This window comes from Micromonospora sp. NPDC049301 (assembly GCF_040678715.1).
Taxonomy (GTDB): Bacteria; Actinomycetota; Actinomycetes; order Mycobacteriales; family Micromonosporaceae; genus Micromonospora.
This window is the reverse complement of the sequence record NZ_JBFAQO010000001.1, coordinates 917172-930547: the sequence shown is the minus strand read 5'-3', so window position 1 is coordinate 930547 and position 13376 is coordinate 917172. Positions and strand designations below refer to the sequence as shown.

Sequence of the window (13376 nt, the reverse complement as noted above, 5' to 3'; positions counted from 1 at the left end):
GAACCACCTCGCCTTTTGGTCCGATTTGTTCCCGACACGCGCTCAAGCTGCCCGATCCGGCCGCGATACCGGTGTGCAATGAACGCCGTGACTGGCAGACGAGCGGCCCGGGACCACGACGACCGTCCCACCGGGCCGGCGGTCGGCGACGACGCCAGCCCCGAGCCCGGCGGGGCCCGTGGCGGAGCGGTCGCGCCCCAGCCCCGGCTGGTGCCCGGCGCCGATCCCACCCGCACACCGGACGACCCGGCCCCCCGACCGGGCGGCACCCCGCAGCTTGGCCCCAGCCCTCGATCGGGCGGCACTGCGCGGACCGGCCCGACGCCACGCCCGGCCGCCGCCCCGACATCGGCACCCGCGGTCGGACGGCCGGGCCGGCAGCGGCCCACTCCGTCGGGGCGGGTGGCCGGGCCGAAGCCGGACGGCCCAGGGCTCGCCGCCACTCCGGTTCGCCCCGCTCCGGCCGCGCCGACACCGACGCCTGCCCGTCCCGCTCCGGCGGCGCCGGCACCCACCCCGGCCCGTCCCACTCCGCCGGGCTCGGCGGGTGGCACACCGCCGGCCACCGAGGAGCACGCGCCGGCCAGCGAGGAGCCCGCGCCGGCCGCCGAGCTGGAGCCGACCACCGGGGCGCCGGTGGACGCGGTGCCGCGCCGGGTGCCGGTCCGGCAGCACAGCCGCTGGCACCGGGGCGCCCGCCGGACCGACGGCGACACGCCGCCGGGCGATGACGACGGCACCTACTGGGCACCGATCGAGCAGGTGCACTGGGACGGCACCCCGGTGCGGGAGGACCCCGCACCGGAGCGGGACCGCGACGCCGGCAGGGCCCGCCGGAAGCCGGCCCGCGCCACCCCGCCGCCCGACCCGCTGCCCGGGCTCGCGGTGCTGGTGCTGCTGAGCCTGCTCGCGGCCTTCTTCGGGTGGGTCAGCGCCGGTCCGTTCTGGCTGGCCGTGGGGCATGCCCGGGTCGGCACGGTGGTGATCGACGACTGCACCGGCGGCGGGCTCACCCAGCGGTGCCGGGGGATCTTCACGGCCGACGACGGTCGGTTCCTGGCGCACGGGGTACGGGTCAGCGGCGTACCCGCCGGCCGGGACGCCCCCGGAACGGCGCTACCCGCGCGAATGGCCGGCCCGGACGGCGACACCGCGTACGCCGACACGGGCCTGGGCCGGCACCTGCGCTGGGTGCCCGGCCTGCTGGCGGTGCTCGGCTGCGCCGCCGGCATCGCCCGGTGGACCGGGTCGACGCGGCTGCCCGGACGGCGGAACCGCCGCTGGGCGGTGGCCGTCGCCGTCGCCGGCCCGGTGCTGATCACCCTCGGCTTCCTCGTCGCCGCCTGGTGAGCGGTCCGCCCGCCGGGAAACGCCTGTCAGCTGTGCACGATCGTGTAGACGTCGCGGCGGCGCAGGGCGTACTCGGTGGCGACGTCGGTGATGGCGTCGCGGCGGGACCGGCCGGCGGCCTCCCGCTCGGCGACAGCCGCGCGCAGGGTGTCGTCGTCGGGGCGTTCCGCGGCGGTCACCGGCGCTCCGGACACCACCAGGGTGATCTCCCCGCGCGGGTCCCCCTCGGCGGCCCACCGGGCCAGTTCGCCGAGGGGGCGGCGGAGCACCTCCTCGTAGGTCTTGGTGAGCTCCCGGCAGAGCGCCGCCGGCCGGTCCGCGCCGAACGTCTCGGCCAGGTCGGCGAGCGCCGCGCCGATCCGGTGCGGCGCCTCGAAGAAGACCAGCGTGCGCTCCTCGGCGGCGAGGGCGCGCAGCCGGGACCGGCGGGCGCCGGGCGTGCGGGGCAGGAAGCCCTCGAAGCAGAACCGGTCGCACGGCAGCCCGGAGATCGCCAGCGCGGTGGTCACCGCGCTCGGCCCGGGGGCGACGCTGACCGGCGCCCCGACCTCCAGTGCGGCCCGGACGAGCCGGTAGCCGGGGTCGGAGACGCTCGGCATCCCGCCGTCGGTCACGAGCGCCACCACGTACCCACCGAGGATGACCTCGACCAGCTCGGGGGTGCGCCGCTCCTCGTTGCCCTCGAAGTACGAGACGATCCGACCGCCGACGGTGATGTCGAGGTCGCGGGCCAGCCGGGTGAGCCGGCGGGTGTCCTCGGCGGCCACCACGTCGGCGCTGGCCAGCACCTCCCGGAACCGGGCCGAGGCGTCGGCGGGGTTGCCGAGCGGGGCGCCGAGCAGGATCAGGCGCCCAGCTTCGGACATTTCACCCACAGGATCGTCTCCTTCGTTGACGGTGGATACCGGTATCAGGGACGACGGGCGCCACCGGACACCTTGGCAGCCTACGATCGCCGGGTGACGAGTGCGTCGACAGCGCAGAGCCCGAGCGCCGAGCCGGCAAAGATGGTCGAGGTGATGGCGGGCGACAACCGCCCCGACCAGGAATCCGCGGTGCCCCGCGCCGGCGGCGGGGTGTCCGGCGTGGTGCGCCGACGGTTCACCACCGTCGATGCCCGACTGGACCGCTTCTCGTGGCTCGCCACCGCCGTGGTGGTGGCCATCGCGGCGATCCTGCGCTTCGTCGGCCTGTCCAGCCCGAAGGGCAAGATCTTCGACGAGACGTACTACGCCAAGGACGCCTACGGGCTGATCAGCCGCGGCGTCGAGTGGAACTACAAGGACAACGCCCCGTCGTACGTGGTGCACCCGCCGCTGGGCAAGTGGCTGATCGGCCTCGGCGAGTGGGCCTTCGGCTACCAGGACGCCGACTCCAAGGTCTCCGTCCCCGGGCACCTGATCACCACGGCGCCGGAGTTCGGCTGGCGGTTCTCGGCAGCCGTGGTCGGCACCCTGTCGGTGCTGCTGCTGGTCCGCATCGGGCGGCGGATGTTCCGCTCGACGGTGCTGGGCTGCGCGGCCGGCCTGCTGCTCGCCCTGGACGGCTTCCACCTGGTGCTGTCCCGCGCGGCGCTGCTCGACATCTTCCTGCTCTTCTTCGTGCTGGCCGCGTTCGGCGCGCTGGTGCTCGACCGGGACGCCCGCCGTCGGCGCTGGGCGCGGGCGCTGGACGACGGGCTCGATCCGAGCCTGCCTGGCCGCGCCGGCCGACCGCCGACCGGCTGGCGCACCTGGCCGTGGTGGCGGCTCGCCGCCGGGGTGCTGCTCGGGTGCGCCTGCGCCGTGAAGTGGAGTGCCCTCTACTTCGTGCCGGCCTTCGCGCTGCTGGTGCTCCTCTGGGAGGTCGGCGTCCGCCGCTCGGCCGGGGTCCGCCGGCCCTGGCGGGACACCCTGCTCGACGAGCTGCCCTGGCTGGTGCTGGCCGGCGTGCTGATGGTGGGCACCTACCTCGCGACCTGGACGGGCTGGCTGCTCAGCGACGACGGCTACTACCGGCTCGCGTCGTCCTACCCGACCGCCCCGCTCAGTGACACCCCGGTGATCGGCCCGCTGATCAACCTCTTCGAGTACCACCGGGCCGCGTACGGCTTCCACACCGGGCTGGACGACCCGCACAAGTACCAGTCGTGGCCGTGGCAGTGGCTTCTGCTCGGCCGTCCGGTGGCGTTCCACTGGTCCGGCGACGGGGCCTGCGGCGCGCCGTCCTGCGCCTCGGAGATCCTGCTGCTCGGCACCCCGCTGCTCTGGTGGTCGTTCCTGCCCGCCCTGGTGGCGCTGGTCTGGCTGGGCGTGGCTCGCCGGGACTGGCGGGCCGGCGCAATCCTGCTCAGCGTGGCGGCCGGGCTGCTGCCCTGGTTCGTGTTCGCCCTCGAGGGCCGGACGATGTTCTCGTTCTACGCCGCACCCGCACTGCCCTTCCTGGTGCTGGCCGTCGTCTACGTGCTGGGTGCGCTGATCGCCCCGGCCGGGGGTGAGGTCGGCGAGGTGACGCCGCTGGTGCCCGGCGACCCGGGCTACGAACGCCGGTTGGTGGGCAGCATCGCGGCCGGTGCGTACGTGCTGCTGGTGGCGCTCTGCTTCGCGTACTTCTATCCGATCTTCGTGGGCACGCTGCTGCCCTACTCGGACTGGCTGTCCCGGATGTGGCTGGACGGGCGCTGGATATAAGCATCGACGACGAAAACGGGCCCGCACGCTTCGGCGTGCGGGCCCGTTCTACAAAGACGCGCGCCCCGATCGCCTGCCACGGGGGAAGCGGGCGATTGGGGCGCGCATGAAGAGCTTAACCACCGCGCACCACCGGCACAACGGGTCGACTTGGGTCAGATTTCCGACGGATGCGGACCGGGCCGACACCTCCCCTCCGACCGTTGACCGAGGGTGACCCGGCGTGGACGCAGCGCCCCGAACGGGCAGGTCCGAGGCCGCGTGACCCCGCCTGCCGCGCCCACCACTCGCGTCTGCGGCCCGGCATCGAGCAGTCGCCGCGGCCACCGCCGAACCGGGTGCGACGATCTCCAACCCGCCACCCAAATGATCATCCAAAGTGGATCTCACTACACTGCGGGCCGTGATCAACTTCAGACGATCGGCGGCCGTCCTTCTCGGACTGCTGGCGACCACCGCGCTGACCGGGCCGGTCCCGGCGGCGGCCGACGAGGAGCCGGCGCCCGAGCCGCCCCGGGTCGAGCTGGTGCTCGACGTCAGCGGCTCGATGCGGGCCGCGGACATCGACGGGCGGAGCCGGATCTCGGTCGCCCAGCAGGCGTTCAACGAGGTGGTGGACGCGCTGCCGGCCGAGACCCAGCTCGGCATCCGGGTGCTCGGCGCGACCTACCGGGGCAAGGACAAGAAGGTCGGCTGCCAGGACACCCAGCAGATCGTGCCGGTCGGGCCGGTGGACCGGGCCCGGGCCAAGGCGGCGGTGGCGACGCTGCGGCCAACCGGGTTCACGCCCGTCGGGCTCGCGCTGCGCTCCGCCGCGCAGGACCTGGGCACCGGGGCCACCACCCGCCGGATCGTGCTGATCACCGACGGGGAGGACACCTGCGCCCCACCGGACCCGTGCGAGGTGGCCCGGGAGTTGGCCGCCCAGGGCACCAGCCTGGTGGTCGACACGCTCGGCCTGGCCCCCGACGAGAAGGTCCGCCGGCAGCTGCTCTGCATCGCCGGGGCGACCGGCGGCACCTACACCGCGGCGCAGAGCGCCGAGGAGCTGACCGACCGGATCAAGCAGCTCGTCGAGCGGGCCGGCGACACGCACACCCTGGCTCCGACCGTCGTCGGCGGCGCGAACGCCTGCGATTCGGCGCCGCTGCTGGCCCCCGGCGTGTACGCGGACCGGGAGTCGTTCTCCGAGCACCGGTACTACCGGGTGCCGGTACGCCCCGGGCAGGAGCTGCGCGCCTCGGTGAGCATGGGTCTGGACCGGCCGGTGAACCGCGACTACGGCGTGCTGCTGCGGGCCACTGCGGCGGACGGCCGGGAACTGGTCCGTGGCGCGGACGCCGGCAGCGGACGGGCCGACGTGCTCTCCGCCGGGCTGCGCTGGTCGGCCAGCGCTGACGACGAGGACGCCACTGAGGTCGAGGAGACCGCCCCGGCGGTCGTCGCGCCCACCACCGTCTGCCTGGTCGTGAGCAACTCCTTCGCCCCGCGCCCCGGCACCGCGGCGACGCCGGGGATGCCGGTGGAGCTGACCATCGACGTGGTCGCCGCCGCGCCCGCGCCGGACGGGCCCGACCTCGGCCGGGGCTGGGCGCTGCTCGCCCTGCTCACCGTGGCGGGCCTGCTCACCGGACTGCTCGCCGGCCTGCTCACCCGCTGGTGGGTCGCCACCTGGAGGACCAACTGATGCGTACCGCACTGTTCCGGTCGCTGGCGGCGGTGCTCGCCGCCGGCGGTTCCGCGCTGCTGCCCGTGGCGGCCGTCGCGGCCCCCACCCCCTCGCCGGGTGCCACGCCGGTGAACCGGGCCGGCACGTCGTTCCTGACCGCCACGCCGATCACCGCCGGGCAACCGGTACGGGTGGACGGCTCCGTCGGCGACCACCTCTACTGGTCCTTCCCGGCGACGGCCGGGCAGGTGCAGGAGATCAGCGCAACGGTCACCTTCCCGAAGGCGCGCAGTGGTGCCTCCACCTGGACCGTCGACGTCTTCGACGGGCTGCGCCGGCGGCAGGCGTGCACCGCCGGGGCGCAGACCCCGACGGTGGACGCGCAGGCGCCGAGCGTGGCGCTGGGCTGCACGCTGCGCGAGGTGCGGCCCTGGGCGGAGCCGTGGTCGGCCGACCCGCTGCCCGGCACGTACGTCATCCGGCTGTCCGTGGTGGACCTGCCGGAGCCGGACCTGGGCGCGCCGATCGACGTGGACCTGCTGGTCGGCACCCTCGCCGACCGGGGCGCCTCGGCCGACGACGGCGAGCTGGCCGCGCCGCTCGTGCCGAACACCAGGGCGGGCAGCGTGCTCAACGCCGTACCGGCGGCCGACGCGGAGGCCGACGACGAGGGTGACTCGCTGGCGGACTGGCTGCCGGATCTCGGCTCGCGCTGGGTCTGGACCAGCATCGGCGGTGTGCTCGCCGCGGCGGCCGGGGTCGTCGGCTTCGCCCTGACCCGGCGACCCGGACGCGGCTGAACGAGCCCCGACCCCCGGTGGCCCCGCCCGGCGGCGGGGCCACCGGCGGGCTCAGCGGCGTCGCGAGCCGCGCGGCAGCCAGCCGATGAACCGGTCCTGGAGGGACATCACCGGTGCGGTGCGCAGATCCTCCGTGGCGGCGGCGAGGCAGGAGCCCAGGTAGACGCTGAGCATCGCCCGGTCACCCCCGTACTCCGCCAGCAGCCGGCTGCGCTTCGTCGCACACGGCCACTCGTCGCCGCAGGAGCCGCAGCTCCAGCCGGGGGTTGTCGGCGCGTGGTCATCCGCCCGTCCCCCCGACCGTTCCGCACCATCGGTCATCGCGCGTCCTCTCCAGATGTCCGCGGGACCAGCGTTGCCGTGCCCGGTCAATGTGATGGTGGTCCCCCCGGTGCCATCAGGGCGAGCGCTGTGCGTCCCTCCGGTGTTACATCTTTCCGGTACGTTCTCCCCTCGTGACAGTCGGAAAGTTGACGGTCGACCCGGAGCCGGTGCGGCGCATCGGCCCCTACCGACGGGTAGCCGGCGATGCGTGACCTGCTGCCGGCAACGGTGGCGGTGGCGGTCGCCGGAGCGGACGACTGGGCCGGGGAGCTGCTCGCCGCCGAGCAGGCATGCCTCGGCGAGCGGGCGGTGCAGACCCGTCGGCGGGACTTCACGGCCGGGCGGGTCTGCGCCCGCCGGGCGATGGCCGATCTCGGCCTGCCACCGGCCGCCGTACCGGCCGCCGCCGACCGCGCGCCCGTCTGGCCGGCCGGCGTGGTCGGCAGCATCACCCACACCACCGGCTACTGCGCCGCCGCCGCGGCACGCAGCACGGACCTCCGGTCCGTCGGCATAGACGCCGAGCAGCACCGCGAGGTCAACGCGGGAGTACGCCGCCTCGTGCTGCTGCCCGAGGAGGAGGAGATGTGCGCCCGGCTGCCCCGCGGCACCTCCTGGCCGGTCGTGCTCTTCAGCGCCAAGGAGACCGTCTACAAGGTCTGGCACCCGGTGGTCGGGAGCTGGCTGGACTTCCACGACGCCCGGCTCGACCTCGACCCGGACGCGGGGACGTTCACCGCTCGCATCGCGTCGGCCCGGGTGGACGCTGCCACGGTCGCCGACCCGCCGGCCACGCTCACCGGCCGGTTCGTGGTCGCGGACGGCCTGGTGCGCACCGCCGCCGTGCTTCCGCTCCGCTGACACCCGGGTCCGGCACCGTCCACGCTGGCCGGTCCACGATGTCCGCCGCTCCGTTCCGGGCACCCACCGGCGGGTGGGACGGATTCCGGCGCGGCGACCGGGCGGTCGATGACACACGGTAGCGTCGGCGGGTTCCCGAACCGCACGTACCGAGGCGTCAAGGAGTACGGTGACCCACCCCCAGCCCCCCGTCGGGCCGCAGGACCCCCAGCAGCCGAACCCGGAGCCGCCGACGCAGCCGTTCCCGGCGACACCGCAGCAGTCCGCCAGCGAGCCGACGGTCCCGCAGGCACCCGCGCCGCCCAACCCCTGGTCGGCAGGGGGGAACGCGCCGCAGCCGCCGTACGCCAGCGCGCCCGACCAGACCTGGCCGCAGCCGCCGTTCTCCGGCGGCGCGTACCCGGCGGCTGGCTCCGGCGGGTACCCGCCGCCCACCGGGCCGGGCTACCCGCTCACCATGCCGCCACCCGTGCCGACGAAGAACTCCAAGAAGACCGTTGTGGTCATCGCGGTCACGGCGGCGGTGCTGACGCTGCTCTGCTGCGCCGGCGGCATCGTGGCGGTGGTCATCGGCGCGAACCGGGCGGCGAACGAGGTGACCGAGGCCCTGCCGACCCCGGACGTGACCCGAGGCGTCGGACAACCCCGCAATGCCTCCCCCGCACCGGCCCCGTCGTCGGGCGACACCCGCAACATGGCCGCCGGGGACACCCTGGTCATCGACGGCGACGACGGCACCATCGAGATCACGGTGACGAAGTTCAGCAGCGCCACCAAGCCGTGCACGTCGTACGGCCTCAAGCCCGACGAGGGCATGTACGTGATCGCCGACGTGACCGTGACGGTGACCAGCGGCACCGGTTCGGTGAACCCGCTCTTCTTCCAGTGGGTCGCCGCCGACGGCACCGAGACGAACGCGATCGCCGGGGCCTTCTCCGGCTGCGGCAAGCCGATGCCGGCCGGCAACGACCTGACCGCCGGCACCAGGCGCACCGGCAGCGTGGTGTTCGACGTCCCCGACACCAACGGCGTGCTGGAGTACCAGCACGAGTTCGAGACCGCCGGCTCCTGGAAGCCGTGACGCTCGGGGTTTTCCGCACGTGAGGGGGGGACGCGGGCTCAGGAGAGGCGTCCTGCACGTGCGCGCGGGGCGAGCACCGCGTTCGGTGCTCGCCCCGCGCTTCCCTCAGCGGCGAGGTGTCAGCAGCCCGTCCAGCGCACCGGGGTGACCCGGTCGGCGTTGCGGAAGCCGACGATGGTGCCCGTGGCAGAGACGGACCGTGCACCGATGGTCACGCGCTCGCCGCCGCCCGGCAGGACGCGGGAGGTGGTCCCGCGCACGACCCGGTCGCCGCCCACGACCACACCCCGGTCGTTGACGTCCTCCAGCCATTCCAGGCGCTGGTCGAGCGCCGTGTGCGAGCCGTCCCGAAGGTCCCACCGCACCTTGAGCGAACTGGTGTCGCCCAGGTCGACCTGGCCGATCGCCCAGTGGCCCTCCGCCGCGTAGACCGACGTCGTCCGGGCACCCGGTGCGGTGAGGGCGTCGATCCGGCCGTCCGGCCGGCGGACCCAGCCGGTCCAGTTGCCCCAGTCCCCGGCGGTGCCCACGATGGTGCCGTCCTGGGTGATGCCCTGCGGCGTGGCGTTGGCCGGGGCGTCGAGCACCTCCACCGTTCCCGGCCGAGCGGCCGGCCAGCGCAGCCCGAAGTTCTGCCCGGTGTCGGCGTCCGAGCCGTGGCCGACGATGTCGCCGGCCCTGTTGACGGCCGTGACGAAGATGCCGCCGGACGGCACCACCGGTAGCTGCTCGATCCGGCCGTCGCGGTACCTCCACGGCCGGCCGATGCCGTCCGTCCACCCGTTGCCGACGACGACACCGCGGGCGTTGACGTCGACGACGTCGGCGACGATCGACGACTCGATGCTGGTGAGCCTCTCCCGGTCCCAGACCAGCAGCAGGGACTGGTTGCCGCTGTCACCGACCCGCAGTGCGGCGCCAGCGACGAACCGGCCCGTGGGGTCGATGGCGTTCGCCTCGGCCCGGTAGGTGTCGGCCGGGAACGGCAACGTGCCGATCGTGCAGGCGCGGAGGGCCGCACCCCCGGCTGCGGCGGTGGCCGGTCCGGAGACGGCGGCGCCGACCGCGGTGGCGAGCAGTCCGGCGGCTACGCCAGCGATCATCCTGCGTCGAGCGATGTGGGTCATCAGTACTCCCCGTGTCAGCCCGGGTACGCCGGGCGTCGATGATGACCGTTGCACAACCGGCGGGAGCTTCCGGTTGCGGAATGTCGGATGAGAGACATCCCTGCCGACGTCCTGGGCTACCGCGCCCACGCCTCCGTGGCGGTGACGACCGGCCGGCCGGTGCGTACCGATTCCTCGATGGCGAGGCTGATGAGGTGGTCCTGGCACGCCTCCGCCAGGGGGTACGGCGCCGCGCCTTCGTCCCGCGCCCAGGCGCCGGCACGAGCCAGGATGTCGGCTACGGCGATGTCGTCGTCGGACATTCCGCTGCCGACGAACGGATTCCGGTAGACCACGCGGCCGTCGAAGCTGATGTGCTTCAGGTCGAGCCCTTCCAGGTTCAGGTCGACGCCGGTCTGCCGCCGCACCAGGGACGACTCCACCGGTGTGGTCGGGTCGGCCAGGCGGACAACCCGGTCGTCCACCAACTCACCGAGCGACCCCCGCACCACCAACCGACGGGTACGCAGCGGGTTCCACCACTGGTTGTCGGTGAAGTCGTACAAGCCCATCCGCCCGCCGAAGTCGATGGTCGCGAGCGTGGTGGACAGCTGCTGCGGGGTCGCGTCCCCACTCCAGCCGGCGGGTGACAACGGGTTGGCCAGCGGCGCGACGAAGGACCGCCCGCTGACCTCGGCAACGTCGTACCCGACGCCGAGCAGACCACGGATCAGCGACACCGCGTGGTACAGGTGCGTCGAGGAGACCTGGACCGAGGTCGGATCGCCGAGCAGCCCGGCGCGGACCAGCTCCAGCCGGGCCGCGTGCCCGGGCATCAGCAGGTACTGCTCGGCGACCTGCACCAGGCCGGTGTCGCCGACGTCCGCCCAGAGTGACCGCAGCCCCGCCAGGTCGGGCGCGGGCGGCGTCTCGGCGAGCACCGGCACACCGGCCGCGACCAGCTCGCGGGTCGCATCGGGCGTCGCCGACCAGGGCACCGACACGATGACGAAGTCCGGCCGCTCGTGGGCGAGCAGCTCGGCCGTCGTGCGGAAGGTCCGCACGCCCCACTCGGCCGTCACCGCGTCACCCCGCGATCCGGTACGCGTGACCACCCCGGTCGCCCGGAACCGCTCCGGCAGCAGTCGAGCCAGGCGGAGGAAGAACTCACCCCGCCAACCACTGCCGACGAGGCCGAACCGGGTCTGGGCCGTGGATGTCATGTGGGCTCCTCACGTCGACACCGGATGCTAGCCGCCCTGTGGGCCGCTCTCCTTCGCTACGGTTGCCCGGGATCCCCGACTGACGGAGGACGTCGCTGATGACCGCCGGCCCACTTCGCGCAGACCCCGGGACGCTGCTCGTCGAGGCGGCTGGGCCGCGACCTCCGCTCGACTACTACCTCGTCCTGGCGGAGCCGAACCCGGCCGCCGAGGTGGAGGGCATCGTCGTCGAGGAGTTCGCCCGGCACGCTAATTTCTCGACGGCGGGGCTGGACAGCGCGGGCTGGACGCCGTCCGGTGACGGCTGGTGGAGTTCCGCTTCGTTCAGCCGCAGCATGCGTACCGATCGGGAGCTGCTGGCGCGCGTGGTTCCTACCTCGCGCGGCGGTGCCGAGCGCGTCCACCGCCAGCTCGGCGGAGGGCAGTTGCCGGTCGAAGCGGTCCTGCGCACGTACTTCCGCGACCACCAACCGTTCACGACCGCTCCACCGCTGCGGCTCGGTCCCGCGCAGCCACCCAGCGGATTCCACGACCGGCGCGTCTACCGCGTCCTCTTCGCGAAGGACCTGCGGGAGGATCAGCTGGCGAACCTCAGGACACTCTGGCAGCCCGCGGTCGACGGCGCGCCACGGTCCCCGGGGTCGGTCGTCGCCGGTCACCGGGATCAGGGCGGCGACCGGTTCGCCTGGGACGTGCGCAGGGTTGGCCGCGGACTTGCCTGGTGCCTCGACGTGACCGTCCTCTTGAGAACCACCGCCACCGGCACATTGGGCGCGACCCTGTACGAACTGACGAATGTCATGCGCCGGCACGGCCTGATACCCGTGACGACCGAGCGGTTCGCCTGACCAGCGTGAGTGCCTGCGTGCGCACCGGACGCACCGGCGAGGGTCAGGCGACCGGGTCGGTTGACGCCTCACGGATGGGCTGCGTCGGGCGGAGGCCGCGATAAGGCAGCCGCCAAGGCCCGCGAACATGATGTTCACAAGCCACATCGGCGCTGACTAGCCTCGACGTGTGCAGATTGGTGTGAACGTACCGAACTTCGCCCCAGGCACCGACCCCGAGGTGCTGCGACGGTGGGCGCAGACGGTCGAGGGCCTCGGCTTCGACCTGCTGATGGTCTCCGACCACATCGCGGTGACCCCGGACGTCGCCGAGCAGTACCCCGCCCCGTTCTACGAGCCGTTCACCACGCTGTCCTGGCTCGCCGGGGTGACCCACCGCGTCCGGCTCGGCACCACCGTGCTCATCGTCCCGTACCGGCACCCGCTGCTCACCGCCCGGATGGCGGCGAACCTCAACCGGCTCAGCGGCGGCCGTCTCGTCCTCGGCGTCGGCGTCGGCTGGGCACAGCAGGAGTTCGAGGCGCTCGGCGTGCCGTACCGGCGGCGCGGCGCACTGACCGACGAGTACCTGGACGCGATGCGTGACGCCTGGCGCAACACCGCCGACTACGACACCGAAGCGATCCCGATCTGGGTCGGCGGCAACAGCGACGCCGGCATGCGCCGGGCGGTACGACTTGGAGAGGCGTGGCACCCGCTACGGGTCACGCCCGGATGGCTGGCCGAGGCGGCCGGGCGACTCAAGGCCATCGCCGACGAACTGTCTCGCCCGGTGCCCGCGCTGACACCGCGCATCGCCCTCCGCGAGACCCGTGAACCGGTCACCGCCCCCGACCGGCCCGCCGGTGTCGGCACCATCGAGCAGATCACCGCCGACATCGACCAGCTCCGTCTGCTCGGCGCGGACACGGTCGTGCTCGACCCGTTCAACGGCGACCTGACCGAGATCCGCCAGCCCGAACGCGCCTGGCAGACCCTCGCGGCCGTGGCCGCGTACCACAAGACCCAGGAGGACGGATGACGCCCGACGACGAGAAGTTTCTCCGCCGCGCCGTGGACATTGCCAACCAGGCCGGAGCATCCGGCGAACGGCCGTTCGGCTCGTTGCTGGTCGCCGCCGACGGCACGATCCTGGTCGAGGACCACAACACCGTGGTCTCCGACTCGGACATCACCGCCCACCCGGAACTGAAGCTGGCCCGCTGGGCCGCCCGGGAACTCGCCCCGGACGTGGCGGCCGGCACGACCATGTTCACCAGTTGCCAACCCTGCCCGATGTGCGCCACCGCGATCGACCGGTCGGGCCTCGGCCGGGTGGTGTACGCCCTGTCCAGCGAACAGTTCGAGGAGGTCAAGCCGCCGACCCCGCCGCTGCCCCCGGTGCGGTACGAGGGGCCGGCGCTGTTCGACGAGGCGCGCCGGCCGATCGACAACCACTACTAGTC

13 protein-coding genes are annotated in these 13376 nt (G+C 73.8%); 9 read left to right on the top strand and 4 right to left on the bottom strand.

Annotated features, from left to right (window positions below):
* The first annotated feature begins 87 nt into the window (after window positions 1-87).
* Window positions 88-1350: a hypothetical protein gene (locus AB0K07_RS04505; RefSeq protein WP_363750909.1), complete on the top strand. Its 1263-nt coding sequence runs from the start codon at window positions 88-90 to the stop codon at window positions 1348-1350.
* A 26-nt stretch (window positions 1351-1376) separates the two neighbouring features.
* Here AB0K07_RS04505 and rsmI read toward each other — a convergent pair whose 3' ends face one another.
* Window positions 1377-2225 carry a 16S rRNA (cytidine(1402)-2'-O)-methyltransferase gene (gene rsmI, locus AB0K07_RS04500; protein ID WP_363750907.1) on the bottom strand — a complete coding sequence of 283 codons (849 nt, stop codon included), beginning with the start codon at window positions 2223-2225 and terminating at the stop codon, window positions 1377-1379.
* Between the two features lie 144 nt (window positions 2226-2369).
* On the opposite strand from rsmI, the gene AB0K07_RS04495 reads away from it, so the two are divergent.
* From AB0K07_RS04495 to AB0K07_RS04485, 3 genes are all read left to right on the top strand, one after another.
* Window positions 2370-4019, top strand: coding sequence for a phospholipid carrier-dependent glycosyltransferase (locus AB0K07_RS04495; protein ID WP_363751420.1), 1650 nt, complete (start codon window positions 2370-2372; stop codon window positions 4017-4019).
* Between the two features lie 403 nt (window positions 4020-4422).
* A complete protein-coding gene (locus AB0K07_RS04490) occupies window positions 4423-5706 on the top strand; it encodes a VWA domain-containing protein (protein ID WP_363750906.1) in 1284 nt (427 codons plus the stop codon).
* Window positions 5706-6488, top strand: a complete 783-nt coding sequence (locus tag AB0K07_RS04485) for a peptidase (protein WP_363750904.1) — start codon at window positions 5706-5708, stop codon at window positions 6486-6488. The genes AB0K07_RS04490 and AB0K07_RS04485 overlap by 1 nt, the downstream gene beginning before the upstream one ends.
* Window positions 6489-6539: 51 nt before the next feature.
* On the opposite strand, the gene AB0K07_RS04480 is transcribed toward AB0K07_RS04485, so the two are convergent.
* Window positions 6540-6809 (bottom strand): hypothetical protein, encoded by a 270-nt coding sequence (locus tag AB0K07_RS04480; protein ID WP_363750902.1) that lies wholly within the window; start codon window positions 6807-6809, stop codon window positions 6540-6542.
* A gap of 207 nt (window positions 6810-7016) precedes the next feature.
* Here AB0K07_RS04480 and AB0K07_RS04475 point away from each other — a divergent pair, with 207 nt between their 5' ends.
* Together AB0K07_RS04475 and AB0K07_RS04470 are read left to right on the top strand one after the other, a co-directional pair.
* Window positions 7017-7673 (top strand): 4'-phosphopantetheinyl transferase superfamily protein, encoded by a 657-nt coding sequence (locus tag AB0K07_RS04475; protein ID WP_363750900.1) that lies wholly within the window; start codon window positions 7017-7019, stop codon window positions 7671-7673.
* A gap of 169 nt (window positions 7674-7842) precedes the next feature.
* A complete protein-coding gene (locus AB0K07_RS04470; RefSeq protein ID WP_363750898.1) occupies window positions 7843-8754 on the top strand; it encodes a DUF4352 domain-containing protein in 912 nt (303 codons plus the stop codon).
* A gap of 119 nt (window positions 8755-8873) precedes the next feature.
* Here the strand turns inward: AB0K07_RS04470 and AB0K07_RS04465 are convergent, their stop codons facing one another.
* Both AB0K07_RS04465 and AB0K07_RS04460 read right to left on the bottom strand, forming a co-directional pair.
* Window positions 8874-9881, bottom strand: coding sequence for a hypothetical protein (locus AB0K07_RS04465; RefSeq protein ID WP_363750896.1), 1008 nt, complete (start codon window positions 9879-9881; stop codon window positions 8874-8876).
* 116 nt (window positions 9882-9997) lie between these two features.
* Window positions 9998-11083, bottom strand: coding sequence for a Gfo/Idh/MocA family oxidoreductase (locus AB0K07_RS04460; RefSeq protein ID WP_363750895.1), 1086 nt, complete (start codon window positions 11081-11083; stop codon window positions 9998-10000).
* 98 nt (window positions 11084-11181) lie between these two features.
* Here AB0K07_RS04460 and AB0K07_RS04455 point away from each other — a divergent pair, with 98 nt between their 5' ends.
* The 3 genes from AB0K07_RS04455 (at window position 11182) to AB0K07_RS04445 (ending at window position 13374) form a co-directional block, all read left to right on the top strand.
* Window positions 11182-11931 carry a hypothetical protein gene (locus AB0K07_RS04455; RefSeq protein ID WP_363750893.1) on the top strand — a complete coding sequence of 250 codons (750 nt, stop codon included), beginning with the start codon at window positions 11182-11184 and terminating at the stop codon, window positions 11929-11931.
* Window positions 11932-12100: 169 nt separating this feature from the next.
* On the top strand, window positions 12101-12952 hold the full coding sequence (locus AB0K07_RS04450; protein ID WP_363750891.1) for an LLM class flavin-dependent oxidoreductase: 852 nt from the start codon (window positions 12101-12103) through the stop codon (window positions 12950-12952).
* A complete protein-coding gene (locus AB0K07_RS04445; protein ID WP_363750889.1) occupies window positions 12949-13374 on the top strand; it encodes a nucleoside deaminase in 426 nt (141 codons plus the stop codon). The genes AB0K07_RS04450 and AB0K07_RS04445 overlap by 4 nt, the downstream gene beginning before the upstream one ends.
* The last annotated feature ends 2 nt before the right edge of the window (window positions 13375-13376 follow it).

Bases quoted from the DNA above. Each gene is read 5' to 3' on its own strand.
- AB0K07_RS04495 (WP_363751420.1), top strand. From the start codon at position 2,370: ATGGCGGGCGACAACCGCCCCGACCAGGAATCCGCGGTGCCCCGCGCC.
- AB0K07_RS04485 (WP_363750904.1), top strand. From the start codon at position 5,706: ATGCGTACCGCACTGTTCCGGTCGCTGGCGGCGGTGCTCGCCGCCGGC.
- AB0K07_RS04480 (WP_363750902.1), bottom strand. From the start codon at position 6,809: ATGACCGATGGTGCGGAACGGTCGGGGGGACGGGCGGATGACCACGCG.
- AB0K07_RS04475 (WP_363750900.1), top strand. From the start codon at position 7,017: ATGCGTGACCTGCTGCCGGCAACGGTGGCGGTGGCGGTCGCCGGAGCG.
- AB0K07_RS04465 (WP_363750896.1), bottom strand. From the start codon at position 9,881: ATGACCCACATCGCTCGACGCAGGATGATCGCTGGCGTAGCCGCCGGA.
- AB0K07_RS04460 (WP_363750895.1), bottom strand. From the start codon at position 11,083: ATGACATCCACGGCCCAGACCCGGTTCGGCCTCGTCGGCAGTGGTTGG.
- AB0K07_RS04455 (WP_363750893.1), top strand. From the start codon at position 11,182: ATGACCGCCGGCCCACTTCGCGCAGACCCCGGGACGCTGCTCGTCGAG.
- AB0K07_RS04445 (WP_363750889.1), top strand. From the start codon at position 12,949: ATGACGCCCGACGACGAGAAGTTTCTCCGCCGCGCCGTGGACATTGCC.